Source organism: Vibrio sp. Isolate23 (assembly GCF_022398095.1).
GTDB lineage: Bacteria > Pseudomonadota > Gammaproteobacteria > Enterobacterales > Vibrionaceae > Vibrio > Vibrio coralliilyticus_A.
In genome coordinates this window covers 391,744-416,535 of the sequence record NZ_JAKEUV010000001.1, presented here as the reverse complement: position 1 = coordinate 416,535, position 24,792 = coordinate 391,744, and the positions used below count along the sequence as shown (strand labels likewise).

The following is a 24,792-nucleotide window of genomic DNA, read 5'->3' as shown; positions in this document are numbered from 1 at the left end:
GTAAGGACTAGTAGATCATCCTGAAAGTCAGGTTTATTCTTTCTCCAATCTGTTGATTGGTTTTCGGTAAGCTGTGTTTCCAGAAGTGTTGCATTTCACCTGCCATGATTAATAGGCTGCCGTGAGACAACTCTAAACGGTAAGTTTGTCCTGTGTGAATGTGTTTCAGTACGAAGCGACGCGTGGCTCCTAGACTAAGTGATGCGATGGTCGGATTGCTTCCAAGCTCTGGTTCATTATCCTGGTGCGCTCCCATCGAGTCCTGGCCGTCTCGGTATAAATTGAGTAATACCGAGTTAAAAGGTTGACTTGCAACGTCTTCACATCGTAATTTGATCGAGTCTAGTGTTTCTGTCATGGGTATCGCTGGCATGGTTAAGCCGGAGTAAGTGTAAGCTTTATCGCCGTACCAAGCTTGCAAACGGGGTTGTTTGACCATACGTCCAAACAGCTGTATTTCTTCTTGTGACCAAGGTGTGACCTGCTTAAGGCAGGACATCAAACTATTGGCTTCATTGGGCGGCATAAAGTCGTTAATCCACAACAAACGGCCATTGCGCAGTTCTATCCACCTTTGTTCATAAGGTAGAGCATTAAACAAATCCAAAATCCACTCTCTTTTCAATAATTTTATCTTTAATCGATGAAAACTTACCCAAGTTCATGTAGTTTTTATGTAAGTGCTAAAACAATAGCCATAATAATAATTATATACCTCTAACAGGTTAGGACTAGAGGCAGTACTTTCATTAGTATTGAAATATGGTTCAACCAATGTGTTGGAGAGCTTGATCTGGGGGTGGAATGAAGTATCGATTTAGCAGTCGTGGGTCCGTTTTTTTGATGGCACTGACACTGCTTTGTTTTGCAACAGGACTGATAGAGTGGGCTGACCGTAGCCAAAAAAACTTCCTTAGAGGCAGCCTACTTGATAAAGCAAAAGAAGAGCTGTCTATTGTTCGCTCAGAATTAGAGTCAGCTATTGTGTACGATATTTTTGCTGTGAATGATCTCACGGCATTGGTTGCAGGTCACCCTAGCTTCGAGTATTCAGGGTGGGATTTACTCGCTTCCAGTATTATGCGTAAGGCCAGTCACATCACGATTATTGGTTTAGCACCAGATGATGTTATTAAATACATTTACCCGTTAGAAGGAAACGAAAAAGCATTAGGACTTGATTATCGGACCGTGCCAAGTCAATGGCGGACAATAAACAAAGCCCGTGAAATTCAAGAAATCTTCATTGCTGGCCCCGTCAACCTGGTACAGGGAGGGAGGGCTTTAATAGCGCGTATTCCTATTTTTACCGATCCGCTTTATAACCGTGACTATTGGGGGGTATGCAGCGTTGTTATTTCCCTCGAGACTTTGTTTATTGATGCCGGCGTGGAAGAGTTATCCTTCAAGTACAATATAGCGATGCGCGGAGTGGATAGCTCTGGGCAGGATGGGGAAGTTTTCTATGGTTCGCAGAGTACTTTTAATAATGCTTTTGTGACTGAAACTGTTCACTTCCCCTATGGTAGCTGGACGATTGGAGCCTCGACGAAGGACGATTTGCTGCAACAGAGTGAATGGTACCGAGTACATGTTGTTCGTCTGCTAGGTTACCCAATGGTCCTAGTTCTCTTGATTGCTTTTGTCGCTATTTATCGCCTTTACCAAGCCGCTGATCAGCGTTCCTTGCATGATGAGTTAACGTCTCTACCTAATCGAAGGTATTTCATGTACACCCTTGAAAGTCATTTTGAGGCTGTGTCTCACTCTGAAAAAGGCGAGACGTTTGCCATCCTCAATGTAGACCTTGATAAATTTAAGCTGATTAACGATACCTATGGCCATGTGGCAGGAGATAAGGTGTTGATTGCCGTAGCAGAAAGGATTAAGAGCGTGCTTAGATCTTCAGATGTGGTAGCCAGAATCGGAGGGGATGAATTTTTGATCATGTTGCCTCGGATGTCTGTCGCTAGTGATGTAGATGTTCTCAATATTGAGCTACAGAGAGCCATTTGCCATACACCTGTTATCTATGAGCAACACCTTATTAATATTCACGTCAGTGTCGGTTATGCGATGTATGTTCCTGAGTTTAAAAATGTAGATGATATGTTGAAAGTCGCTGATGCCAGAATGTATGAAGAAAAACGCCGTCAAGCTCAGCGTAGCGGAATGTAATCACGAATCTCTCAGTATAGGTCAGCAGAATCTCTGAATTCGTGCTATAGACAATACTATAAGAGCATGATTTAGAGAGATAAGAATGCGAGATCTGACCCAGTGGCTAAGCGATTATGGTGAGAGCCATCAAAATCCAGTGAACCAGAAAATCCACAAAGTAGCAGTGCCGGGGATTTTCTTATCCATTGTTGGCTTAATCTGGTCAATTCCATCGATTTCGTTTTTTGGTTTTACCCTAAACTGGGTTTGGGTTGCGATGCTACCTGTCATGATTTTCTACTTTAAGCTGTCGCTGAGCGTATTTCTTATGATGTTTGGTTTTACATTGGCGTGTATTTCTTTGATTTGGTCTCTGGAAATTCTTCAGGCGCCCGTGCTGCTCGTTTCACTGATCTTATTTGCCGTATTATGGATGTTGCAGTTCATTGGCCATAAGATTGAGGGTAAGAAGCCTTCATTCTTTGAAGATCTTCTCTTTCTTCTGATTGGCCCTGTCTGGGTATTTCGCCAGAAATAGCACACCCTTGTTCAACAAAACGTTTGTCTCTAACAGTCCCTCAACTGTTGAGGGCGCGTATGTGTTTTAGCTCACACTTCTTCTGCTCTTAAGTCATCTTGCTATTAACAAAATTGAAACTTGTGACTTTTGTCATGGAAAACGTTTTCCTGTTACCGGTAACATTGTTGTCAGAGTTACCGGTAACATAAAATAATAAGCCGGTTTCATACCGACAGCTTAAAAGCTGTATTGGAATAAATGAAACAATCTAAGGACACCCCTACTATGAAAGCGATGACAAAACCTTTGCTTGCTGCCACTTTGACAGGACTTTTTGCGACTTCGGCCTTGGCCGCTGACTTTAAACTGAAGATTCAGTCTTCTGACCCATCTGGTGATTTGAACTTTAAAGTTCAACAAAAATGGGCAGAGCGCGTAGAGAAAATGTCGAATGGCCGAATTGACATCGACCTTCTACCAGTAGGGGCAGTGGTGAAACACACTGAAACTTTGGGCGCGATAAAAATGGGTATTCTAGATGGGCAAGTGACAGCAACTGGTTACTTTTCGGGTAAGGATCCTGCTTTTGGCCTAATTGGTAACATGGTTGGTGCATGGTCAGATACGACCCAGCTTCTGCAGTACATGAACTACGGTGGCGGTAATGAACTGATGACTGAGCTTTATGCACCGTATGGTGTGAAGTTTGTTGGTGCTTCAACAACGGGCGTTGAATCCTTCATCTCGAAAAAGCCGCTTAACGGTGTTGATGACTTGAAAGGTTTGAAATTACGTGCGCCAGAAGGTTTGGTTCAGCAAGTGTTCGCCGCTGCCGGTGCAACGCCTGTAAACCTACCTGGCTCTGAAGTCTTCACTGGTTTGAGTAAAGGTGTTATTGATGCAGCAGACTATACGGTATTTTCAACCAACCAAAAAGCGGGCATGAATGATATTGCTACGCACCCAGTTCAACCGGGTTTCCACTCATTACCACTGATCGATATTTCTGTATCTCAGAAGAAATGGGACAAGATGCCTGAAGATTTGCAAACTATTCTACAAACTTCAGTCCGTGACTTTTCTTACGATATGACAACTCAGTTGAAAATGGCGGATCAGGCTGCAGTGAAAGAAGCGCAAGCGAACCCGTCCATCACTATCCATCATTGGTCTGACGAAGAGCGTAAGAAATTCCGTGAAATTGCTAAGTCTCAATGGAAAGTGTTTGCTGAGCGTTCACCAAATGCGAAAAAAGTGTATGACTCAGTGACTGGTTTCCTAGAAGAAAACGGCCTTCTTTAAGCTGAACATGTGTTCTAGCTTCTCTCAGGAGGGCGTAGCCCTCCTTCTTTTTGGAATTGATTGGTATGAATGACAACGTCCCACATCCACCTCAACAGCAGGATGAGCAACCGAGAAACTTTCTCGACAGAGCCATTATAAAAATCAGTAATTTGCTCAGCTGGTTATTCATCTTCACAGTATTTATCTCGTTTTATGAAGTTCTGATGCGTTATGCCTTTAACGCGCCAACAACTTGGGTTCACGAAACGGCGTCCTTCATTGGTGGTTCACTGTTTATTGTTGGAGGTATCTATGCCTTTGCTGCTAATAAGCATGTGCGAGTGGTATTAATTTACGATTCTGTGTCCGAACAGACACGTAAATACCTCAATATTGTTCACCATCTCGTGGGGCTGGCATTTGCTGGCATGCTGGCTTACGCGTCTTTTGCGATGGCGAAAGAATCTTGGTATGCCCCGTGGGGTGAGCTTCGCCTTGAAACATCGGGTTCTGTACTGAATGCACCTTACCCAGCTTTACTCAAGGGCCTGATTTTTGTCGTCCTTTGTATTCTTGTTATCCAGTTTGTCTTACACCTCATTCAGGAAGTTATGGGGCTAAGGAAGAATAACGATGTTTGATTTATCTTCTATTGGCATTGCATGGGGTAGTGTACTCATGCTGGTGATGATGATTGCCTTGCTGCTCACAGGTATGCAGTTGGCCTTTGTCACAGGCTTTGTCGCCATTTTCTTCACTCTTTGCTGGTTCGGACCAGATGCACTGCCTTTGATCGCGAGTCGCACTTACAGTTTTGCCTCAGGTTATGTGTTCCTTGCTGTGCCTATGTTTGTTCTCATGGCTGCGCTGCTTGATCGATCAGGCATTGCCAGAGACTTGTTTGACGCGATGAAATCTGTCGGCCATAAAGTACGCGGTGGTGTCGCTGTACAAACCTTGCTGGTGGCGGTTCTTCTAGCTTCAATGTCAGGCGTGATTGGTGGAGAAACGGTCCTGCTTGGTATTCTTGCTCTGCCGCAGATGCTACGTCTTGGTTACGATCGAAAATTAGCGATTGGTACCACCTGTGCAGGCGGCGCACTGGGCACTATGCTGCCACCAAGTATTGTTTTGATTATCTATGGTATGACCGCGAGTGTATCAATCGGTGATTTGTTCAAGGCTTCTTTCTTACCTGCGTTTATTCTGGCTGGCTGTTACATCGCTTACGTATTAATTCGCTGTAAGCTCAATCCTTCATTAGCTCCTATTCCAAGTGATGGTGATGAAGAAGATGAAAGGCAAGTTATCTACTTCAAGGCTCTGTTTTTCCCGCTGTTGTCTGTAGCAGTTGTCCTTGGGAGCATTTACACCGGTGTCGCCTCTGTAACTGAAGCTTCTGCTCTGGGCGTAGTGGGTATTATGATTTCAGCAATCATTCGTGGTGAAATGAATATCAACATGCTCAAAGAGAGTGCAATCGCAACTATGCGCACTTGCGGCATGATCATGTGGATTGGTATTGGTGCGAGCGCATTAGTTGGAATCTACAACTTAATGGGCGGTATCGACTTTGTTGAAGAAGTCATTCTTGGCCTGAGTGGCGGTAGCCCTCTCGCGACACTGTTGATCATGATGGTAGTTCTACTGGTTCTTGGTATGTTCCTTGACTGGGTTGGCGTTGCACTGCTGACTATGCCGATTTTTGTGCCGATTATTAGCAGTTTAGGTTATGACCCAGTTTGGTTTGGTGTGGTGTTCTGTCTCAATATGCAGGTTTCATTCTTATCACCACCGTTTGGGCCAGCAGCATTCTATCTTAAGTCCGTTGCACCAAAAGACATCAGTTTAGGGGAAATCTTCAGCTCACTATTGCCATTTATTGGCCTACAGATCTTCGTATTAAGCCTAGTGATTATGTTCCCAGATCTTGCTATGTGGTGGAAATAACCGCAAAGCATTTGAATTAGTAAAGTATTGAAATTGGTATTCACAGCCTTCTGATAATTGGAAGGCTAAGGATAGTATTACCCAATGAAAGTGAAAAAAATATTAGTAATGGGCGTTTCGGGTTGTGGTAAAAGCCTGATTGGTAAAGAGATTGGCGATAAGTTATCTCTGCCTTTTTATGATGGTGATGATTACCACCCAAAAGCCAATGTGGAGAAAATGGCGCAAGGAATTCCACTGGATGATTGCGACCGTCTCGGCTGGTTAGAAACGCTGAACCGAATTTACGTAGAGAATGATGCTGCAGTGATTGCCTGCTCTGCACTCAAACCAGCTTACAGAGATATTCTTCGTCGTAACAATGAACAACTGGCTATCGTCTATTTGAAAGGTGACTTCGATACTATATGGTCTCGACATAAGCAACGTACTAACCATTATTTTAATGGCGAAGCGATGCTCAAAAGTCAGTTTGAAGCCTTAGTTGAACCAAGCGACGATGAAGCTTTGTTTATCGATATTGCGTCGGATGTCGATACCGTAGTCGAATCAGCGCTTATTGCGCTGAAGGAGCGAGCGTTATGAGCCAGTCAAACATAGCGATGATTGGCCTTGGTGTGATGGGGAAAAGCCTTGCGTTGAATCTACTTGACCATGGCTTTAATGTCACTGGGTTTGATATTGATGAAGCTAACCGTCAACGGGCTGTTTCCGAAGCGGATCTCGTTTCATGCATTGCCAGCAAAGGTCAATTTGTTGCTGCGTCTAATCTCTCTGAGTTACTGAAGACTTTGGAAAAACCACGTGTGATGGCCTTGTCTGTTCCAGCCGGAGAGATTGTTGATAAGGTGATTGATGATTTACTCATTGCTGGTATCGATAGCGAAGATATTGTGATTGATACCGGCAACAGCCTTTGGACGGATTCTGAGCGCCGAGAGGCTCACTACCAAGGCAAATTGCGTTTCTTTAGTACTGCGGTTTCTGGCGGTGAAGTCGGGGCTCGAACAGGACCGGCTCTTATGGCCAGTGGTGAGCCAGCGGCTTGGGAATATGTGCGTCCGATATGGGAAGCGATTGCCGCCAAAGTGGATGAAAAAGGTCTGCCAGTTGGACAATTTGAACAAGGTGAATCATGTGCAGCTTACCTAGGGCCAGCGGGAGCTGGGCACTACGTTAAAATGGTTCACAATGGTATTGAATACGCTGATATGCAGCTTATCTGTGAAGCGTTTCACTTCATGTCCGATGTTCTTGAGATGTCGGCTAGAGAAATCAGTACAGTATTTTCAAGTTGGAACAAGGGCGTCCTCAATAGTTATTTGATGGAAATCAGCGCAGAGATATTGCAGACAGAAGATCCAGTAACAGGAAAACCGTTTGTTGATGTGGTGCTTGATAAAGCGGGCCAGAAGGGGACTGGTCTGTGGACGGCGGTGAACAGCCTACAAATGGGCGCTCCTGCCCCGACCATTGCTCAAGCGGTATTTGCCCGAGCACAAAGTGCACAAAAGGAACTAAGAGTGAATGCGGCACCAGTTCTAAAAACGCACACCAGACCTGCGGGTGGCTTCGACAAGCAAGTTATGCTCGATGAACTACACGACGCATTATACTGCGCCAAACTCGTAGTATACGCTCAGGGTTTTGACCTGCTGAAGACAACTTCTGTTGAAGAAGGCTGGAATCTAGATTTTGGTGATATTGCTAAAATTTGGCGAGCAGGGTGTATCATCCGCGCCATCTTTTTACAGGACATCACCAAGGCCTACCAAAATGAACCTGATTTGGAACACCTTCTATTCGCCGATGTTTTTATCGAGCAAATCGCGCTGAGATCGTGTGGCTGGCGAAGCAGTGTGTCTAATGCGGCTATTCATGGCGTACCAGTGCCAGCTATCTTTTCTGCATTGAGCTATTTCGATTCGCTCCGTTGCGGTGTTTTACCAGCGAATTTGCTTCAGGCTCAGCGAGACTACTTTGGATCGCATACCTATTCTAGAGTCGATAAACCAGAAGATGAAAAGTTTCATTTAACTTGGAGTGAGCCAAAAAAAACGCAACTCACGGTGTAAAAACAGAGCGTTCGCTGCAAAGCGAGCGCTTTTTTGTTATCTGAAACAATAAACTCGCTTTGTTTTATGAGTAAAATGTTACCAGTAACATTAAGAGCAGAAAGAAACATCATCAATGGCCAATAAGAAAAAACGCCCTACGTTGCAAGATATTGCAGATAAAGTTGGGGTGACAAAAATGACTGTCAGTCGTTGTTTACGCGACCCTTCTCTTGTCTCTCAAGCAATACAAGAAAAGGTTAATCAGGCGGTGGAAGAGTTGGGATATATTCCCAACCGCGCACCGGATATTCTGTCCAATGCGAAGTCGAATGCTATCGGTGTGCTGGTTCCTTCCTTAACTAACCAGGTTTTTGCTGAAGTGATACGTGGTATTGAATCGGTGACCACACCAGCAGGTTACCAAACGATGATCGCACACTACGGCTACAGTGAAGAGCTTGAAGAAAAGAGCATTGCTTCTCTGCTGTCGTATAACGTCGATGCCATTATCCTCTCAGAGAATGTTCATACCGACAAGGCCCGCAAGATGCTGGAAACCGCATCAATCCCTGTGGTGGAAATCATGGATTCATTCTCGCCTCGCATTGAGCAGGCTGTTGGGTTTGACAACAGGCTTGCGGCTCGTGACATGACAAAAGCCATGTTAGCGCAGGGAAGAGAGAACATTGCGTACTTTGCTGCGCGGATGGATGAACGGACTCGATTAAAGATGGACGGTTATCAGTTGGCACTTCAAGAGCAGGGAAAAGTACCAGTTACTCTCCAGACGGAGGAAGCTTCGTCTTTTACCTTGGGCGCTAAACTATTAGGTGAGCTTTTACAAAAGCACCCTGAGGTAGACGGTATCTTCTGTACTAATGACGATTTAGCTATTGGTGCTTTGTTTGAATGCCAGAGACGTGGAATAAAGATCCCAGAGCAAATGGCGATTGCTGGATTTCATGGTCATGATATCAGTCAGGCAATGACGCCAAAACTAGCGACAGTGATTACGCCACGTGAAGAGATCGGCCAAGTTGCTGCACAGCAATTAATTCAACGCCTTAAAGGTGTTGAAAGCTGGAAAGCGAGTATTGATTTGGGATATCAAATCGAATTAGGAGAAAGTCTGTGATTTGCAAAATGCATTTATTTGATATTTGCATTTTGCAATCAAGTGCAATTTAGAAATGGATTATGCGTATGGTTTTCATGCATCTGATGCAGAAGTGAACAAAAACAATGGTTTTTATTGATAATTAAAGTTGGCACGCTTCATGCTTTAATGAAAGTGACCCTTATTAAGCCGAGGGTCACCTAGCCAACTGACGTTGTTAGTGAACCTTATTTTTGTTCACATTCATATACAGCCAATCACGATTCTTGTGATTGGCTTTTTTTCTTTTAGGCCCTTACAACTCACATCAATACATTTTCCTGACATCCGTTATAGCAGCTTGGTTTTCGAGGGCACACTGCGCCCCTGGAGCAGATCACCCTTGCGTCGGTCTGAATACCTCGCTCAATCCAGTTAATATTGAGAATCTTGGCAATCGTGGTGAATTCTCTCTGGATATGGCGAGGAATCGAAGCACTACCGCCGTTATCAACACACAAAGATTTCAGTTCTTCGGCGATACTGCGTGAATCACCACCTTGAGCATCTATCGCTGGGTTCAAATCGATACCCGCGCAGAGAACTCGATTGTTGCCCGCAGGGTCTGTCATGTTGACTGACTCACAGCAGTAGATTCTTGGCTCGTCACCAACATTGAGAATAGAGATTTGCGCTGAGCTGCCGTTTTGAGGCTCAGAAAGTCTTCGGAATACCGCCCAGTGCTGACAAGGGTCGTTAACCTTACGCATGTTTCCCCAAGGAAGCGGGATGCCATTACCGCGATAAACCGCTTTTAGCTTGTTCTGCCCATAGGCATCAAAGTAATGCCAATGTGGATAAGGTGACACCACCGTCATTCGGCGCATTGCTACAGAAGGGGAGACCCCTGCTTTGAGGTGTACATCAATCTCGTAGCCGCTACGGTCGAGCAACTGGCGGAAAGGCACCTTAGGACATAACAGAGCACCAGCAAAAAAGCTCGATTCAAAATCTCGCCATGCTTGTAAAATATCCTGAGAGTTGAGGTCTGAGGTTGGGGCGGCTTGGTTGTGTTCTTCCCAGCTATTGGCATGGCCAACAGACAAGACACTTTTTAATCCTTCTTTACTATGCAGAACACAATGGCCGATGTAGACCGCCAAATCGTACTTCAAGCGAGTCGGGTATTGTTTCAGAATCTCATTTAAATAGATAAAACCGGGTGGCTCAAAGAAAGAAGTGACGATCTGCTTTGCGCTGACTCCAAGCTCATCGACGATATCTTGCGGTGGACGTGACACCCAGCGTATTGTTAGCCCCATACTACGAGCAATATCCATCAGATCTTCTGCAGACAAATTAAGGCGTTTCAATCCGACTTCTTCCGCAGCACGTTCTAGATCAGGAAAGTGGTTTTGGTTGCTTTCCTGATGGGCACGGATCAATAAGTGAGCAAACTGGCGGCCAGTAATACCGGTTTGAGAGAGCATTTCTGGAATAGCGATTTGTAGAATCTCATTAGAGAAGAGGAAGCTTGGTTCAAGTGCCATTCCACTAATGCCACCTCTATTACCTTTATCAGGTGTGATGTCGGCCTGCTCAGGTTCATCATCCAGAAACCAAGTCGGATCTTTTTGGAAGACTTCAGCGATGACTTCCAGCATATCGATACTAGGGACACGCTTCCCACGCTCAATCATTGATAGATAGGAGACAGAAGGGGCGTATTCTGGATTAACCCGTATACAGCGAGCCGAGAGATCTTCCATGGTTAAATGGTTGCGTTTACGTAGGTTTCGAATCTTGGTCCCTAAAAAGTGGGACTGACGAATTAGACTTTTTGACAGCATCATTTTGTAAAATTCACATTGTAAAATTTTTGTTGTGAAATTGTAGTCAAAATTTCACTAGTATACAAAGTAAGCAAAGTCACAAATCTGCAAACAGTTAAACGCAAGTTTGAAATATTTGCTCTAGGACAGAAAAGTTGTGAAATATCCGCGAGGGAAACACTATGAATATGCTTACTTTCGATAAAACAGAAATCCAAAAACAAGACAAGCCATTTATCGCTGAAGCAGTCTTCGCGGTAGAAAAGATGAATTCAAATCAAACCACCGAGAAGCAAGTAAAAGCAAAACAACTGCTAGATCGTTTATTTCCACTTGAGAGTGGATCACATAAAGACGTTACTGCATATGTTATCGACTATCGCCATGTAATGGCTTATTTCAAAGATGGTAGTCACAGTGGTTTGAAGCACTCTAAACACTTTGTTGCTTACACTGGTGAGAAAGAAGACCCTGAATCTATCTTGTTTAGAGATGGTACAGGAAGCCATGTTGAACTGACATTCGGCAATCATAAAGGCACAGGCTGTGTAGAGTTGGTTGAAATTGATGACATCCAATTAGAGACCTGCACTATGTTTCCTCAGGAAAGCAGTGAAATTTCCGCGATGCGCCATTGGATCAGCTTGGTGAAAGGGGATGAGAAAGGCAAACCACGTGCATGTACTGAAGCAAAAGAGTATACGGCAAAGAATGGTGACGACTATGACTTGGAGTGCTGCTACACACTAAGTCGCTAATCTAACTACAATTTGTTATGTCATTAAGGCTCTACAGCGTGTAGGGCCTTTATTATATCTGATGTTCTGTAAATTTATGAAATGAAAAGGAAAAAAGTGACTGAACATCACGTGTCACTAATGATAAAAATATGTCCTATTTTGATTGCATAAAATTATCATTAGTTGCTATCTGTTTGTTTTTATGGTCACTTTCTGATCGAATTTTCTTTAATTAAAATTTTAATGAGTAATTAATGTGGATTTTTGTTGCCACCTAATGAATTATTTTTCTGTATGTAACTTGCTTGAATGTGTGGCTATCACTCATGTTATTGGTGCGATTTATCGCAGAGATACTTCCTATTGAGCCGTTGGGGAGAAGGATTTTATACCAATAACAGGAAAGTAAAATGAAACAACGTCAAATGCTTTATCTGATTGCTGCTGGATTAGGAGCTAGCCTACCAGCAACAGCCGCAGAGATGGTTAAAGTTGAAAATGATGCATTACTACAGCAAGTATTAAACGCTCAATCAAACAGCGTCGTCCCATTGGAAACCGGCTTCGCTGAAGTGAAACGAGTTGTTTTGCCGAATGGTAAAGTGAAGGTTCGTTATCAACAAACCCACATGGGTCTTCCGGTGTTCAACACCTCAGTGGTCGCTACTCAGACAAAAAGCAGCCAGAGTGAAGTTTACGGCGTCATGGCACAGGGAATCAGTGGTGACTTGGCAACTGTTGCCCCCACTCTGGATGAGAAACAAGCGCTCGCAGCAGCGAAAAACGCATTTAAGAAGCACTCTCTCGGGACTTCTGATGCTCCGTTCGAAAACTCCCAATCGAAGCTGATGGTGTGGCTTGATGACTCTCAAACCGCAAAAGTCGTTTACATGGTAGACTTTTTTGTTGCGGCAAAGGTACCAAGACGCCCATTCTACTTGGTTGATGCTACAACAGGCGAAGTGCTGAAACATTGGGAAGGCATAAACCACGCTCAAGCGACAGGTACAGGCCCTGGTGGTAACGAAAAGACAGGTCAATACAACTACGGTACGGACTATCCGGGTTTTATTGTCGATAAAACAGGTACAACCTGTACGATGAAGACCCCAGCGGTAAAAACGGTGGACTTGAATGGCGGTAAGTCAGGCAGCTCAGCATTTAGTTACCCATGTAGTGATGATACCAACTACAACGACCACAAATATGTGAATGGTGCGTATTCGCCTCTCAATGATGCGCATTACTTTGGTAAAGTTGTTTTTGATATGTACCAAGACTGGATGAATACATCGCCGTTAACTTTCCAGTTGACCATGCGTGTTCATTATGGAACTGACTACGAAAATGCTTTCTGGAATGGTTCATCCATGACATTTGGTGATGGCAAGAACACATTCTACCCGCTGGTTGATATTAACGTAAGTGCACACGAAGTGAGCCACGGTTTTACAGAGCAAAACTCAGGGTTAGTGTATTCCAACATGTCAGGTGGTATGAACGAAGCTTTCTCTGATATCGCAGGTGAAGCAGCGGAATTCTACATGAAAGGCTCGGTTGACTGGATTGTAGGTGCGGACATTTTTAAGTCTGAAGGTGGTCTACGTTACTTCGATCTGCCATCAAAAGACGGTCGCTCTATCGACCACGCTTCTCAGTACTACGATGGCCTAAATGTTCACTATTCAAGTGGTGTGTATAACCGAGCATTCTACTTGTTGGCGAACAAAGCGGGTTGGGACGTACGTAAAGGTTTTGAGATCTTTACATTGGCTAACCAGCTTTACTGGACGGCGAACAGCACATTCGACGCAGGTGCATGTGGTGTAGCAAAAGCAGCAGCCGATATGGGTTACAACGTGTCTGATGTTGAAGAGGCATTTACTACAGTAGGCGTAAACGCATCTTGTGGTACACCGTCTCCAAACGTTCTGGTAAAAGGCACTCCAGTGACTAACCTATCAGGCTCTAGTTCTTCTGAAACGTTTTATACGTTTACGGTAGATTCTACGTCAAGTGTTGTTGTTTCTATCTCTGGTGGTACTGGTGATGCGGACCTTTATGTTAAAGCAGGTAGTCAACCTACAACTGGCAACTATGACTGTCGCCCATACCGTTACGGTAACAGCGAACAGTGTAGCTTATCAGCAACACCGGGTACGACTTACCATGTAATGCTAAGAGGCTACTCTAGCTACTCAGGCGTGACATTAAGATTAGATTAAAAACACAACTTCTTAAGTGAAAGGGCCTGCGATTGCAGGCCCTTTGTTTTTATTTAGGCTTTGTTCCCATAAACCGAGAACATGAAGCCGACTATTTAGTCTTAGTCTAGTTCTGAAGTTTTGCTTTTGCTTCTTCGACTTTAGAGAAGTCTAACCCAAGCTCTTCAACGGCTTCTTTGATGAGAGCAGGGTTTTGCATTACTTGTCCCATAAGAAGCTGTAGCTTCTCTTGTGGTAGACCAAGTTGGCTGAGGGTGGCCATGGCTGCTAGAGGGTTTTGGGTCAATGTCTGAAACAGTTCGTTGATTTGCTCGTCGCTGATATTGTTCTCTTTCAGCGTCTCTAAAATTGGGTTCATCGAAATACCTTTTAACCACTAATTGAATAGAAGGGCAGTTTAACATCAAGCCGGTTGGCGTTGTAGAGTCAGCTAACTGACTTGAGTGAATATTACCTCTGTGAAATGTGGGTTCTCTATGAGAGCTGTCATGGATACCAAACTTTCAGTAGGTACTTGACGATCGCCTGTACCTGTAGAGGATACTATAACGATACACTCTCTGCGGTGTTCATCGTAGCTAGTGGTTTTCGCTTTTCCTTCAACAATCTGGCCTGACTCCATTACCAACCGAACAGGGATATGGTAGAGACAAGCTATTTCGATGTAATCGTATTGGTTACAAGAGATCATGCTCAGTCCTTATAAAAGATGGCAAGCCAGATCGTTTCTTCGTCTGGCGTGGTATAGCTGACTCTATGCTTAGTATGGGCCGGAATCTTGAGATGGTCACCGGCTTTCAACTCGATTTCTTCCCCCGTTTGATACTGAAGACGAGCATAGCCTGTTAGTACGATGACCCATTCATGTTCGTCTTGATCATACCAAAAACCTTGCTCGGAACTTTGCCCCTTTGAGACGATACGCTCCAGACGAAAGCTACTTCCAGACAACAGATCTTCAAACACTTCTTGAGATAAATCTTCAGGGATGGATTGCAGAAGGTTCATCGCGCTATACCGTGTAATCAAATACAACAATGTCTTCTAGGATAGGTCTGAAGATGTCTTTCAAAGCCTCATGTTCAGGATGTGGCAAGTAATGGTTGCGACCATCTTCATCAGAAAATGTCATCATTACACAGTGTGTGTAATGCTTGTTTTTTCCTTCTGGGCTGTCGTTGAGCCCCCACTCTACGCTATCGACACCTTCGACTTTGGTTGTCATAGATAGGAAAGATGTCTTCAGATCCTCCACCTGTTGTGGTGTAGTATCGGGTTTAAACTGAATGAGAAGAATATGTCTGATCATGATTATTCCTGAAGTAAGTGTGCTCTATATTTTTTGACGAGTTTGCCACTTTGCGATTAGCAAAATGGCAAAACTGAAAGTTAGTTTGGTGATTGGAGCATAGTCGTTATTCTATACTGCTATGGCGTTAGTTTTGCCTTGAGCTCGACCACATTGCCTTCTGGGTCATAGACATAGATTGAACGACTGAAGCCTTGTGCCCCATAGCGCTCGGCAAACGGTTCGTAATTTAGGCCACATTGATCGAGGTAGCTCAGCAGTTCATCTTCTTCGAACGGGGCAATTTGTAAGCAGAAGTGATCGACATTGCGGCCATTCTGGCTGGGGGCCTTGCCTCCTAGTTTACCCAGCTCACTATCAACACGAACAAGATCTATGAGGGCATCGCCAGCTCGGAGCTGTGTTAGGCCCAGTTCTGGAAGTTCCCGTTCAATAGGGCAATGAAAGATATCTTGGTAGAAGTGGAGCATATCTTTAATCTTGTTTGTTCGTAGGACGACGTGATCTAATCCTTTCACTTCAATCATATTTGGCTACTCCATAGCAATCAGAATAATCAGTCATACGCTAACACAAATTAAGCTGGTCAGAAAATAGAGCCCTGTTAATGACTTGCTTTATAAAAAAGGGCTTTACTGCCCATCATTAAGCGCTGTGATGGGCAAAATGCAAGTTGAAAAACCAATAGGATCAAAAGCTAGAGTCTGGCTGAGTTAGAAACTCAATTTCTTCTTCAGTACTTTCGCGACCTAGTATTTTATTTCGATGTGGGTAGCGGCCAAATCGGTCAATGATGACTTTATGCTTGATTTCGAACTCGTAGTTGTTTTCCATTCCTGGCGCTTTAAATAATTCCACCGCACGTTCGTGGATTAAGGCAGATTCACTGTGCATGAAAGGCATGTAAAGAAAAGCGCGCTGCTGGGGCGTTAATTCAGCGTCTTTTCCTAAAGCGATAGCTTCTTGTGCTAATGAAAGAGCAAGAGGATCTTGCGCGAAAGCACTCGGAGTCCCTCGGTAAATATTACGTGAAAATTGGTCGAGTACTATTACTTCAGCTAGGCGACCTAAAGCATTGGTTCGCCAGCTGTACAGTTCGCATTGGGCTGCACGCGTTATAAGATCGCCGAAGCGTTGTTGAATCTTATTGTCTATAGTTTCACTACTAATGAACCAATCTTTTGGCTCTAATTCCTCAAACCAAAATGACAGTACTTCCTCTGCGGTGATTGGAGTCATAGTGTTTGTCCTTGTGATGGATAGGCTTGTATGTCGTTTCAATATACGAGAGAGATAACTAAATTTAAATGTTTGATCAGAGGTTTATTGCTGTTTCTTTTTCACTGTGACGGGTGAACTGTTGATAGACCAGCTTTGCGAAAAGTTCGAGACCTCGCTGCCATTCTGAGTTATCTTCAAAATTAGCGCAGCTTAAGCGAACGCAATGGCTAAACTGACCTTCCGTGGCAAAGACCGTGCCGGGTAAGATGCTGATTCGGTGCTTCTTACATTGCTGATAAAGCTCAAAACTGTTTACCGACTTTGGCAAAGTCAACCAAACTAGAAAAGAACCTTGAGGCTGGGAAAGATGATAGTGGTTTTTCAGTTCAGAGTATTGATTTAATGCCTCTATAAGCTGCTGGCTGAAACGCCGTGTGTTGTGTTGATAGATGCGTTTCATTTTATTAATGTGCTGGCGATATTTACCACTAGAGAGAAATTCGCCTACCGCGGATTGCATCAAATTAAGGCTACCCATGTTATCGCAGATCAGATACTTCTCAATTGCAGAGTGATATTGGCCCGCAAGAATCCAGCCAATTCGCAAGCGAGAATCTAATACTTTCGATAGTGAATTTACGTAGATGACACGATCTTGAGTATCGAGTGTCTTTAAAGGGGGGATTCCATCATCGAAGGTAAGTGCGCCAAACACATCGTCCTCGATAATTGGAATATCCCGAGAAACTTTGAGTAGCTCTAATCGTCTTTCTTCTGGGATCCGAGAGCCAGTTGGGTTAGCAAAGTTGGGTGTGATAAGAATCACTGCGATAGGCCATTCTTGTATTGCATTGGCTAACGCTTGTGGCTCCATTCCGCGGCGGATACAGCTTGGAACTTCAACGACTTGCAACCCAAGAGATTCCATTAAAAGTAAGTTGCCAAAATAGCAGGGAGACTCTACAGCTACAATATCTCCGGGCTTAGTCAAGGCTCGCAGAGCAAGGCTGATAGCTTGCTGGGCACCGTGCGTAATGGCAATGTCATCCAAGCTGGTTTCTACTCCGAGGTCGCGGCTTATTCTAGACAGTTGTTTAATCAGTTTTTTGTTGCCCGGCGGTAATTGATAGTGGCTGGGCATATGGCTCTGTATTCGGCTGTGGCGACCGATTTCGGCATAAAGTGTTTTGATCGCTGGCGCGTTAATGTTTGGATGAGCTGAGCCCGTTGATAGAAGCTCTTTTTCCTCCGGATAGCTAAGTATCTCTCTGGAAACGGACAGTAAGTCGACTGATTGCGGTTGGTGTCGCTGTGTTTGCGTTGAGCGCACGGCTTTAACACGATAACCAGACTTTGGCACAGCATAAATGAGTTCAGCGGCTTCCATCTCCTGATAAGCACGAATCACGGTATTTTTGCTGACATTGAGATCTGCACCCAACTGTCGGATAGAGGGAAGCTTGTCATCGGGTTGATATACACCTTTGCTAATTGCCAGCCGTATATGCTGTTCTACTTGCGTGAATTTCTTGTCGGCTTGAAAGTCTGTACCCATTTAAAATGCCTAATCTGTGTCTTTTTGTATTTTCTGTCCCTTATTAAAGTAGCGCTAATTAGAGTGTAAGAGCCAGAGGAAATCACATGTTGGTGAAGTTGATCCCGTTTGTATTTGTCGTGCTTTGGGCATCGGGTTTTGTTGGAGCAAGATTTGGCTTGCAGTACGCAGAACCGGCGACATTATTGACGCTACGTATGTTGGCAAATGTTGGATTCTTTTGGTTACTGGTTACCTTGCTTCGACGGTCCATACCGAAGGGAAAGTTATTCTGGCACAGCTGTATGGTCGGTGTTTTGATTCATGGTTTTTATTTGGGTGGCACTTATATAGCAATAAAACTCGGTATGCCGGCTGGTTTGAGTTCATTGTTAGTAGGAATACAACCCATATTAACTGCGGTATTACTGGTCGTCTTCCAGCGGGAGTACTTCAAGCTTTCGCAGTGGTTTGGTTTAGCCTTGGGGTTCGTTGGTATTAGCCTTGTACTGATAGGCAAAACCCAATGGCAAGATGAAACCCATAAGGTGGTGGCAATTGGCTTGTGTATTCTCTCTTTAGTTGGTATTACGCTAGGCACTCTTTATCAGAAGCGTTTCTGTCAAGGTGTCGATATGGTGGGTAGCGCTTTGATTCAGTATTTAGCAGCGGGATGTGTATTTCTGCCTTATGCGATGAGCTTTGAAACTATGCAGGTTAACTGGACGCTTGAATTCATTCTAACGTTAGGATGGTTGGTGGTCGTACTCTCTTGCGTCGCCATATTACTGTTGCTCTATATGGTGGAAAATGGCGCATCTTCAAAGGTTGCATCGGTGTTTTACCTTGTACCACCGATGACGGCAATACAAGCATGGTTCATTTTTGATGAGTCGTTTGATCGCTTGGCCATGTTAGGGTTTGCGCTAGCAGCTCTCGCTGTTTATCTCGTTGTTAAAGTGCCCAAACATCAATGCCCGAGTAAGCCGCGTTCAAATATTGCAACCAGTAATTCTTAGTGGGTATTGGCAGCCCTTTCTCGAACTTTATAATGCCTGTTTCAGAATGACCACCATGACAAGCTATGAATCAAAAGCCAGATAGAGTGAGTGCTATGCTTGCTATCATAGAACAAGTGAAGCTGGAACTACCCATTTACGCTCCAGAGACATTTATTTGCGGCTCAAAGGGGAATTGTGTGGGTTGCCCTAAAAAATTGTTGGAGTTGCTAGACTCCGAACTGTGTTATTGGGAGTCTGCGATAGCCCGAGGTATTATTCCTCAATTCGATGAAATTCGTCGTTTCGGCAAAATGTGTACTGGCGTTCGTCGGGGGTTGAAGCGTAGCGGCTTACTTTAATTGCTCTATTTTCTTTAGAACTCCCATTTGGTGGACTAAATTTATAAAGTACTCACTAGCGGGAAGTTTGTCATGAAGCGAATAATTTCTCTTCAGTCACTAATTATTGCATGGTCAATATTCTTTTCTTCGGTCTCTGTCTCCGGCTCAACAGATGACCTACGCGAGCTTTCTTATTTCACCGAATCTTATCCTCCTGCAAACTATATTGAAAATGATCAGATTACAGGATATGCGGTCGAAATTCTGCGTGCAGCAAGCAAAATGGTAGGCGAAGAAGTTGAGTTGTCACAAGTGACTTTACAGCCTTGGGCTCGTTCCTATCGAACTGTCCTAACACGGGATGATTCAGTGTTATTTTCTACCACTCGCTCCGAGCATCGAGAGCCTTTATTTCATTGGGTTGGACCAATAGCAGAGATACAGATTGTCGTGATGGCTCGTAAAGACGCCGGTATTACCATTGATAAACCGATGGATATGGCGAATTATCGCATTGGCGTTATTAGGGATGATATTGGGGAGCAGACATTGCTAGCCATGGGGCTACCTAGAAATTCGATGCAAGAAGCCAATTATGTCACCACCTTAGCAGAACAACTGATGAAAAAGCGGATTGATCTTTTCGTATATGCGCATCGTGCAGCCATATGGTGGGCTAAGCAGGCAAATGTGGATCCTGATCTCTTTGAGTCAGTGTATGTGGTCAGAGAGGGGCAGGTCTATTTCGCATTTAATGTAGATGTAAAACCAGAAGTCATTGCTAAGTTGCAGAAGGGTATGGATATGCTCAAAAGCACTAAGGGAGAGTCTGGTCAGTCTTTGTATCGAGAAATTATGGAAAAATATGAATAACAAAAATGCAGCTATTTAGCTGCATTTTGAGATTTTAGACTTTAGCTTTTTTTACGAAATACGGATTGTCGAATTTCTTTTCCGGGCCAAGCTCTGATTTGACCAATCGGTTCCAAAGTGCTTTATCGAAGCCGCCTTTAGGGATGGACGGATATAATGTTTCTTCCTCTTCACGAGCGTAGCGTAGAAATTCCTTTTTCTTAATTTGATTGTATTTGCGTGCCACGTGGTTATGTTTAGAAATCCATTCGAGTTTAAATTGGAGTAATGCAGGCTCGGCTTCTTCGATAGGCATACGTGTTAAATAAATACGTTTGTAGGAAACTTTCCTGTCCACCATGGTTCTCATCGCTGTCTGGATATACTTGCCATGATTGGTAATTGAAATGTCTTCTTTGTTGAACAGACTTACACTCCAGCCTGTCGGAAAAAAATTAGGCTTACGATATTGCTTATTCCGTGTTTCTATCGCCTGATGTAGCACCAAATCCGAAGTGCCATTAAATGTTTGCTGCCATTTGGCTATGCGAATTTGAGTCGCGGTCGGCAAACGATAGATATGAGTAAACTTATCTTGGTCCATAAATGAATACACTAATTGCTTCTAGTTTATGAGAAAGCCTATTTCAAAGGTAAATCAACTGAGTGGAGCTTCGAAATAGGGAAGAGTGAGATGAGGTACGCACCCACAACAGCGATAGTTTAGTGAAATCTTAAACAGGCTGCCACACTTTATTGGTCAATTTTTGGTAAAGACCTGTTACGGCTTAAATGTGCGTTTTGAAAATTATAACTCTTAGGTATCAGTGTGGAACGTCATCGACTACGCTACGCTTACTGGTAAGTAGGGAATATAACTCTAAAGGTAAGTATGGCTGGGACAGACTTTATGTCTCTTCTGTGGTTGCTAGTTTGTACGTGTATCGCTTTTTTCATGCAAGCTGGTTTTACTCTGATAGAAACAGGCTGTGTTCGTGCGAAAAACTCTGTTAATGTCGCAATGAAGAACATGGCTGACTTCTTGGTTGTGTCTGTGGTTTATGTGCTGGTCGGTTTTCATCTAGCTCAAGGTCGCTCACTACTGTCATTCGATACTTTCCCACTTGCGGCTGATGATTTACCTGTTGTGATGTTTAATCTGATGTTTGTTGCAACAGCGGCCACTATTGTCTCTGGTTGTGTTGCGGAGCGGATGAGTTTTCGCGGCTACATTTATGCTTCTGCGTTTATAGGTATTCTCACTTATCCGGTAGTGTCGTATTGGACGTGGAATCCAAACTCTTGGCTTTATACATTAGGTTTTCAGGACTTTGCTGGCGGTGCTACTGTTCACGTTGTGGGTGGAATGATTGGTTTAGTCGGTACTATGATCATTGGCCCTCGTAAAGACCGGTTTATTAGCCCTCAACAAGTCAATGAAATCCCATCCTATAACCATACGTTAGTCACAATAGGCGTATTTCTTATGGTATTTGCATGGTTAGGGTTCAATGGAGGAAGTTTCTACCAGTTTGACGCCCGTGTGCCAGTGGTACTGTTTAACACCCTGCTATGCGGGGCCGTTGCAGGGTTTGTTACGCTTATGCTTGTTCACCGGTCTCAGCATGTCCCTGTTTTTGTTACTTTGAATAGTGTTTTAGGCGGTTTAGTCATCGTGACAGCAGGCGCAAATATCTTAAGTACTTTCGAGGTGGTTCTGCTCGGAATATTGGCATCCTTCACCGTTTATTACGGAGAAAGAATACTTGTCGCCTTGCGTATTGACGATCCCGTTGGTGCTATTCCTGTCCACCTTTTCTGTGGGATGTTAGGTGTCCTTTATACAGGGTACTCATTGAGCCTAACTCAAAATGGTGATCTATTGTGGGATGTGGCGGTGCAAGTTATTGGTCTATTGGCCATTTTGCTTTGGGCTGGTGCGAATTCCTATTTATGCTTCCGGCTATTGAAATGCTTCCATCTTGATAGAGTCTCTCCTGAAGATGAACAGTTGGGTTTGAATGTCACTGAACACGGGGTTCAAATGAGTTGGCTGGAGACCTTAAGAGTGATTGAAGACATTAGCCGAGATGGTGATTACTCTAAGCGTGTCCCTGTTGAGTTTGGTACGGAAGCTGGAGATGTTGCCATTTCCTTTAATCGCTTGATGGACAGACTGGAAGCGAATATTGAAGTTTTACACCACGTAGCAAAAGGAAATCTTGATGATGTTGCCGTGGTTCCAAGTAGCGATAAAGATGTCATGGCTAATTCACTTCATTCGATGATCGTCAGCTTACGCTCTTTAATAGATGAAGTCGAAGATGAAATCGAAAATCAGGCGATGCAAATTGAAACCAGTGAACACTCTATTCAGACGCTGATTGAGAAGTTTAAGCGCACTCAAGACCAGCTGATGGAAGCGGAGAAAATGTCTGCTTTGACAGGAATGGTTGTGGGTGTTGCTCACGAGCTCAATACGCCGTTGGGTATTTCAGTCACAAGCCTTTCGGTACTCAGTGAGCAACTTGATGAAGTGGCCAAGAAGTTTATTCAAAAAACCATCACGACGGAGGATTTGAATCGGTTCCTGACTGTGGCGAATGAGTGTGTTGAAATGGTTGTGAATAATGTTGAACGTTCGGTCGATTTGGTCAGCAAGCTGAAACAGATCAACCAAAAAATGACCACAGAGGAACCAAAACTGGTCGATTTAAAGCAGATGATTATCGATGCAGTACTCCATGTGAATGAGACACTCTTGGATAAATCCATTGACGTCGATATACAATGTGACGAGTCACTTCAGGTCTTTTTGCCACCGATATCACTTCAGTGTGTGATTGAAGAGCTACTCAACAACAGTGCACTTCATGGCTTTAATGGTGAAGGGCTCAGTCATGAGCGGGTTATCATCGTTAATGCCAAAGAAATCAATGGCAAAATTAATATTGTAATTGAAGACAATGGCGTTGGGATCACACCCGAAAATCAAAAGAAAATCTTCCAACCTTTCTTTACTACGTTGAGAGCTAGAGGAGGGACTGGACTCGGTCTACACATGGTTTATAACATTTGTACACAAAAATTAGCGGGTGCGATTAATGTTCAAAGTGAAGTGAATAAAGGCACTCGGATTGCCCTGTCTCTGGATCCTCTGTCTGCTACTCAGTGAGTCAACGAACTATCATCAACTGTAAAAATACTGCCGCAAAACCTTAAGCGTCATGTCACGTTTGCTCAACAAACTGAATATCAGTGTGATAAACATTGGTGTGATGATGAAAGTAGCAATTTTTGGTAGCGGTTATGTTGGCTTAGTTCAGGCCGCAGTCTTAAGTGAGGCCGGTCATAACGTTTTCTGTATTGATGTGGATGAAGATCGTGTTGAACAGCTTAGAAAAGGCGTCATTCCAATATATGAACCGGGGTTAGAAAAGTTAGTTGAAGAAAATGTATCGGCAGACCGACTCACTTTCATGACTGACGCTGAAGAAGCGCTTGCTCTGGCTGATGTTATTTTCATTGCCGTCGGCACCCCTCAAGATGAAGATGGCTCGGCGGATCTCAGCCATGTGTTAGCAGTAGCCTCGCAGATAGGGTGTTACATCAACACCGATAAAATTATCATCAATAAGTCCACGGTTCCTGTTGGAACTGCACAGGCTGTAGAGTGTGAAATCCAGCAGCAACTGAGCCGTCGCGGCATAGAAAAGCTGGACATTGCGGTCCTGTCTAATCCGGAGTTTCTCAAGGAAGGCAGTGCAGTGACGGATTGTATGCGTCCAGATAGAATTATTATTGGTTTGGATAAACATCATCCTCGGTATCTGCTCCTTAAGGATATGATGCGGGAGCTCTATGCCCCTTTTAATCGCAATCATGAGAAGCTGATTTTTATGGATGTAAAGTCGGCTGAACTAACGAAATACGCGGCAAATAGTCTCCTTGCGACCAAAATAAGTTTTATGAATGAAATGGCTAACATTGCTGAGCGTGTGGGGGCTAACATCGAGGATGTTCGCAAAGGGATAGGGAGTGATGAGCGTATCGGCTATCACTTTATTTACCCTGGTTGTGGTTATGGCGGTTCATGTTTCCCGAAAGACATTCAGGCATTGATCAAAACCTCTGAAAGCTTTGGTTACAGTAGTGAGATTCTAAAAGCTGTAGAGAATGTGAATTTCTATCAGAAACGCAAGTTGTTTGATTTAGTGCAGGCCCATTTTGGTGGTAGAGAATATCTACGCAACAAGACATTCGCCTTGTGGGGGCTGGCTTTTAAGCCGCGTACCAATGATATGCGTGAAGCGCCTAGCCGTGTTTTGATGGAATCATTATGGGAAGCGGGCGCCAAGATTCAAGCTTTTGATCCCAAAGCAATGGAAGAGGCGCAACGAATTTATAGAACTCGCTCAGATTTGAGCTTGATGGGAACCAAAGAAGCGGCTTTGAGTGGGGCTGATGGGCTTATCATTTGCACCGAATGGCAGAATTTTAAAGCGCCGGACTTCGATTTCATTAAACAGGTGCTTAATCAAGCAGTGATCTTTGATGGCCGAAACCTGTATGAGCCAGAACGCCTTTCGAGTCGAGGGATTCAATATTACTCTATAGGTCGTCCTGCGTAGCCAATGATAGAAGGGGGGTATTCCCCCTTCTGTTTACCT

The 24,792-nt window shown here is 44.0% G+C and carries 25 protein-coding genes; 15 read left to right on the top strand and 10 right to left on the bottom strand.

Going from position 1 to position 24,792, the window contains the following annotated elements; translation table 11 throughout:
• Nucleotides 1-7: 7 nt before the first annotated feature.
• A complete protein-coding gene (locus L1D31_RS01865) occupies nt 8-607 on the bottom strand; it encodes an alpha-ketoglutarate-dependent dioxygenase AlkB (RefSeq protein ID WP_239835395.1) in 600 nt (199 codons plus the stop codon).
• A 197-nt stretch (nt 608-804) separates the two neighbouring features.
• On the opposite strand from L1D31_RS01865, the gene L1D31_RS01860 reads away from it, so the two are divergent.
• From L1D31_RS01860 to gntR, 8 genes are all read left to right on the top strand, one after another.
• Nucleotides 805-2,178, top strand: coding sequence for a diguanylate cyclase (locus tag L1D31_RS01860; protein ID WP_239835394.1), 1,374 nt, complete (start codon nt 805-807; stop codon nt 2,176-2,178).
• An 85-nt stretch (nt 2,179-2,263) separates the two neighbouring features.
• The gene (locus L1D31_RS01855) at nt 2,264-2,698 is read left to right on the top strand and encodes an Mpo1-like protein (RefSeq protein WP_239835393.1); all 435 of its coding nucleotides are present in this window, start codon (nt 2,264-2,266) and stop codon (nt 2,696-2,698) included.
• 267 nt (nt 2,699-2,965) lie between these two features.
• On the top strand, nt 2,966-3,982 hold the full coding sequence (locus tag L1D31_RS01850; RefSeq protein ID WP_239835392.1) for a TRAP transporter substrate-binding protein: 1,017 nt from the start codon (nt 2,966-2,968) through the stop codon (nt 3,980-3,982).
• A 65-nt stretch (nt 3,983-4,047) separates the two neighbouring features.
• Complete coding sequence (locus L1D31_RS01845) at nt 4,048-4,605, top strand: TRAP transporter small permease subunit (protein WP_019274236.1); 558 nt, start codon at nt 4,048-4,050, stop codon at nt 4,603-4,605.
• Nucleotides 4,598-5,914 carry a TRAP transporter large permease subunit gene (locus L1D31_RS01840; RefSeq protein ID WP_239835391.1) on the top strand — a complete coding sequence of 439 codons (1,317 nt, stop codon included), beginning with the start codon at nt 4,598-4,600 and terminating at the stop codon, nt 5,912-5,914. Before L1D31_RS01845 ends, L1D31_RS01840 begins: the two co-directional genes overlap by 8 nt.
• 84 nt (nt 5,915-5,998) lie before the next feature.
• Nucleotides 5,999-6,499: a gluconokinase gene (locus L1D31_RS01835; protein ID WP_239835390.1), complete on the top strand. Its 501-nt coding sequence runs from the start codon at nt 5,999-6,001 to the stop codon at nt 6,497-6,499.
• On the top strand, nt 6,496-7,989 hold the full coding sequence (gene gndA, locus L1D31_RS01830; RefSeq protein ID WP_239835389.1) for an NADP-dependent phosphogluconate dehydrogenase: 1,494 nt from the start codon (nt 6,496-6,498) through the stop codon (nt 7,987-7,989). The genes L1D31_RS01835 and gndA overlap by 4 nt, the downstream gene beginning before the upstream one ends.
• A 115-nt stretch (nt 7,990-8,104) precedes the next feature.
• The gene (gene gntR, locus L1D31_RS01825; protein WP_239835388.1) at nt 8,105-9,106 is read left to right on the top strand and encodes a gluconate operon transcriptional repressor GntR; all 1,002 of its coding nucleotides are present in this window, start codon (nt 8,105-8,107) and stop codon (nt 9,104-9,106) included.
• Between the two features lie 284 nt (nt 9,107-9,390).
• On the opposite strand, the gene L1D31_RS01820 is transcribed toward gntR, so the two are convergent.
• On the bottom strand, nt 9,391-10,920 hold the full coding sequence (locus L1D31_RS01820; protein WP_095664237.1) for a DUF3612 domain-containing protein: 1,530 nt from the start codon (nt 10,918-10,920) through the stop codon (nt 9,391-9,393).
• A 161-nt stretch (nt 10,921-11,081) separates the two neighbouring features.
• Between L1D31_RS01820 and L1D31_RS01815 the strand changes: the two genes are divergently transcribed.
• Both L1D31_RS01815 and L1D31_RS01810 read left to right on the top strand, forming a co-directional pair.
• Entirely contained in the window at nt 11,082-11,657 is a 576-nt protein-coding gene (locus tag L1D31_RS01815; protein ID WP_006960573.1) for a malate synthase, read from the top strand.
• 392 nt (nt 11,658-12,049) lie between these two features.
• Nucleotides 12,050-13,864, top strand: coding sequence for a M4 family metallopeptidase (locus L1D31_RS01810; RefSeq protein ID WP_239835387.1), 1,815 nt, complete (start codon nt 12,050-12,052; stop codon nt 13,862-13,864).
• A gap of 106 nt (nt 13,865-13,970) precedes the next feature.
• Here the strand turns inward: L1D31_RS01810 and L1D31_RS01805 are convergent, their stop codons facing one another.
• From L1D31_RS01805 to L1D31_RS01775, 7 genes are all read right to left on the bottom strand, one after another.
• The gene (locus L1D31_RS01805) at nt 13,971-14,222 is read right to left on the bottom strand and encodes a DUF2999 family protein (RefSeq protein WP_239835386.1); all 252 of its coding nucleotides are present in this window, start codon (nt 14,220-14,222) and stop codon (nt 13,971-13,973) included.
• A gap of 72 nt (nt 14,223-14,294) precedes the next feature.
• Nucleotides 14,295-14,555, bottom strand: coding sequence for a Rho-binding antiterminator (locus L1D31_RS01800; protein ID WP_239835385.1), 261 nt, complete (start codon nt 14,553-14,555; stop codon nt 14,295-14,297).
• 2 nt (nt 14,556-14,557) lie between these two features.
• Nucleotides 14,558-14,872: a cupin domain-containing protein gene (locus L1D31_RS01795; protein WP_239835384.1), complete on the bottom strand. Its 315-nt coding sequence runs from the start codon at nt 14,870-14,872 to the stop codon at nt 14,558-14,560.
• Nucleotides 14,873-14,876: 4 nt separating this feature from the next.
• Nucleotides 14,877-15,173 carry a Dabb family protein gene (locus tag L1D31_RS01790; RefSeq protein WP_239835383.1) on the bottom strand — a complete coding sequence of 99 codons (297 nt, stop codon included), beginning with the start codon at nt 15,171-15,173 and terminating at the stop codon, nt 14,877-14,879.
• Between the two features lie 119 nt (nt 15,174-15,292).
• Nucleotides 15,293-15,700, bottom strand: coding sequence for a VOC family protein (locus tag L1D31_RS01785; RefSeq protein ID WP_239835382.1), 408 nt, complete (start codon nt 15,698-15,700; stop codon nt 15,293-15,295).
• Between the two features lie 163 nt (nt 15,701-15,863).
• Entirely contained in the window at nt 15,864-16,412 is a 549-nt protein-coding gene (locus L1D31_RS01780; protein ID WP_239835381.1) for a DUF924 family protein, read from the bottom strand.
• A gap of 76 nt (nt 16,413-16,488) precedes the next feature.
• The gene (locus L1D31_RS01775; RefSeq protein WP_239835380.1) at nt 16,489-17,949 is read right to left on the bottom strand and encodes a PLP-dependent aminotransferase family protein; all 1,461 of its coding nucleotides are present in this window, start codon (nt 17,947-17,949) and stop codon (nt 16,489-16,491) included.
• 86 nt (nt 17,950-18,035) lie between these two features.
• On the opposite strand from L1D31_RS01775, the gene L1D31_RS01770 reads away from it, so the two are divergent.
• The 3 genes from L1D31_RS01770 to L1D31_RS01760 all read left to right on the top strand — a co-directional run bounded on the left by L1D31_RS01770 (nt 18,036) and on the right by L1D31_RS01760 (nt 20,143).
• Nucleotides 18,036-18,947 (top strand): DMT family transporter, encoded by a 912-nt coding sequence (locus tag L1D31_RS01770; protein WP_239835379.1) that lies wholly within the window; start codon nt 18,036-18,038, stop codon nt 18,945-18,947.
• Between the two features lie 65 nt (nt 18,948-19,012).
• Nucleotides 19,013-19,288, top strand: coding sequence for a hypothetical protein (locus L1D31_RS01765; protein WP_239835378.1), 276 nt, complete (start codon nt 19,013-19,015; stop codon nt 19,286-19,288).
• A 72-nt stretch (nt 19,289-19,360) separates the two neighbouring features.
• Nucleotides 19,361-20,143 carry a transporter substrate-binding domain-containing protein gene (locus L1D31_RS01760; RefSeq protein WP_239835377.1) on the top strand — a complete coding sequence of 261 codons (783 nt, stop codon included), beginning with the start codon at nt 19,361-19,363 and terminating at the stop codon, nt 20,141-20,143.
• Between the two features lie 34 nt (nt 20,144-20,177).
• On the opposite strand, the gene L1D31_RS01755 is transcribed toward L1D31_RS01760, so the two are convergent.
• A complete protein-coding gene (locus tag L1D31_RS01755; RefSeq protein ID WP_239835376.1) occupies nt 20,178-20,726 on the bottom strand; it encodes a hypothetical protein in 549 nt (182 codons plus the stop codon).
• A gap of 306 nt (nt 20,727-21,032) precedes the next feature.
• Here L1D31_RS01755 and L1D31_RS01750 point away from each other — a divergent pair, with 306 nt between their 5' ends.
• Both L1D31_RS01750 and L1D31_RS01745 read left to right on the top strand, forming a co-directional pair.
• Nucleotides 21,033-23,297 (top strand): ATP-binding protein, encoded by a 2,265-nt coding sequence (locus L1D31_RS01750; protein WP_239835375.1) that lies wholly within the window; start codon nt 21,033-21,035, stop codon nt 23,295-23,297.
• A 52-nt stretch (nt 23,298-23,349) separates the two neighbouring features.
• On the top strand, nt 23,350-24,753 hold the full coding sequence (locus L1D31_RS01745) for a UDP-glucose/GDP-mannose dehydrogenase family protein (protein WP_239835374.1): 1,404 nt from the start codon (nt 23,350-23,352) through the stop codon (nt 24,751-24,753).
• Nucleotides 24,754-24,792 lie beyond the last annotated feature (39 nt).

Bases quoted from the DNA above. Each gene is read 5' to 3' on its own strand.
- L1D31_RS01800 (WP_239835385.1), bottom strand. From the start codon at position 14,555: ATGATCTCTTGTAACCAATACGATTACATCGAAATAGCTTGTCTCTAC.
- L1D31_RS01835 (WP_239835390.1), top strand. From the start codon at position 5,999: ATGAAAGTGAAAAAAATATTAGTAATGGGCGTTTCGGGTTGTGGTAAA.
- L1D31_RS01780 (WP_239835381.1), bottom strand. From the start codon at position 16,412: ATGACTCCAATCACCGCAGAGGAAGTACTGTCATTTTGGTTTGAGGAA.
- L1D31_RS01860 (WP_239835394.1), top strand. From the start codon at position 805: ATGAAGTATCGATTTAGCAGTCGTGGGTCCGTTTTTTTGATGGCACTG.
- gntR (WP_239835388.1), top strand. From the start codon at position 8,105: ATGGCCAATAAGAAAAAACGCCCTACGTTGCAAGATATTGCAGATAAA.
- gndA (WP_239835389.1), top strand. From the start codon at position 6,496: ATGAGCCAGTCAAACATAGCGATGATTGGCCTTGGTGTGATGGGGAAA.
- L1D31_RS01775 (WP_239835380.1), bottom strand. From the start codon at position 17,949: ATGGGTACAGACTTTCAAGCCGACAAGAAATTCACGCAAGTAGAACAG.
- L1D31_RS01765 (WP_239835378.1), top strand. From the start codon at position 19,013: ATGAATCAAAAGCCAGATAGAGTGAGTGCTATGCTTGCTATCATAGAA.
- L1D31_RS01795 (WP_239835384.1), bottom strand. From the start codon at position 14,872: ATGAACCTTCTGCAATCCATCCCTGAAGATTTATCTCAAGAAGTGTTT.
- L1D31_RS01810 (WP_239835387.1), top strand. From the start codon at position 12,050: ATGAAACAACGTCAAATGCTTTATCTGATTGCTGCTGGATTAGGAGCT.
- L1D31_RS01745 (WP_239835374.1), top strand. From the start codon at position 23,350: ATGTCACGTTTGCTCAACAAACTGAATATCAGTGTGATAAACATTGGT.
- L1D31_RS01815 (WP_006960573.1), top strand. From the start codon at position 11,082: ATGAATATGCTTACTTTCGATAAAACAGAAATCCAAAAACAAGACAAG.
- L1D31_RS01760 (WP_239835377.1), top strand. From the start codon at position 19,361: ATGAAGCGAATAATTTCTCTTCAGTCACTAATTATTGCATGGTCAATA.
- L1D31_RS01855 (WP_239835393.1), top strand. From the start codon at position 2,264: ATGCGAGATCTGACCCAGTGGCTAAGCGATTATGGTGAGAGCCATCAA.
- L1D31_RS01785 (WP_239835382.1), bottom strand. From the start codon at position 15,700: ATGATTGAAGTGAAAGGATTAGATCACGTCGTCCTACGAACAAACAAG.
- L1D31_RS01805 (WP_239835386.1), bottom strand. From the start codon at position 14,222: ATGAACCCAATTTTAGAGACGCTGAAAGAGAACAATATCAGCGACGAG.
- L1D31_RS01820 (WP_095664237.1), bottom strand. From the start codon at position 10,920: ATGATGCTGTCAAAAAGTCTAATTCGTCAGTCCCACTTTTTAGGGACC.
- L1D31_RS01845 (WP_019274236.1), top strand. From the start codon at position 4,048: ATGAATGACAACGTCCCACATCCACCTCAACAGCAGGATGAGCAACCG.
- L1D31_RS01770 (WP_239835379.1), top strand. From the start codon at position 18,036: ATGTTGGTGAAGTTGATCCCGTTTGTATTTGTCGTGCTTTGGGCATCG.
- L1D31_RS01755 (WP_239835376.1), bottom strand. From the start codon at position 20,726: ATGGACCAAGATAAGTTTACTCATATCTATCGTTTGCCGACCGCGACT.
- L1D31_RS01790 (WP_239835383.1), bottom strand. From the start codon at position 15,173: ATGATCAGACATATTCTTCTCATTCAGTTTAAACCCGATACTACACCA.
- L1D31_RS01750 (WP_239835375.1), top strand. From the start codon at position 21,033: ATGTCTCTTCTGTGGTTGCTAGTTTGTACGTGTATCGCTTTTTTCATG.
- L1D31_RS01840 (WP_239835391.1), top strand. From the start codon at position 4,598: ATGTTTGATTTATCTTCTATTGGCATTGCATGGGGTAGTGTACTCATG.
- L1D31_RS01850 (WP_239835392.1), top strand. From the start codon at position 2,966: ATGAAAGCGATGACAAAACCTTTGCTTGCTGCCACTTTGACAGGACTT.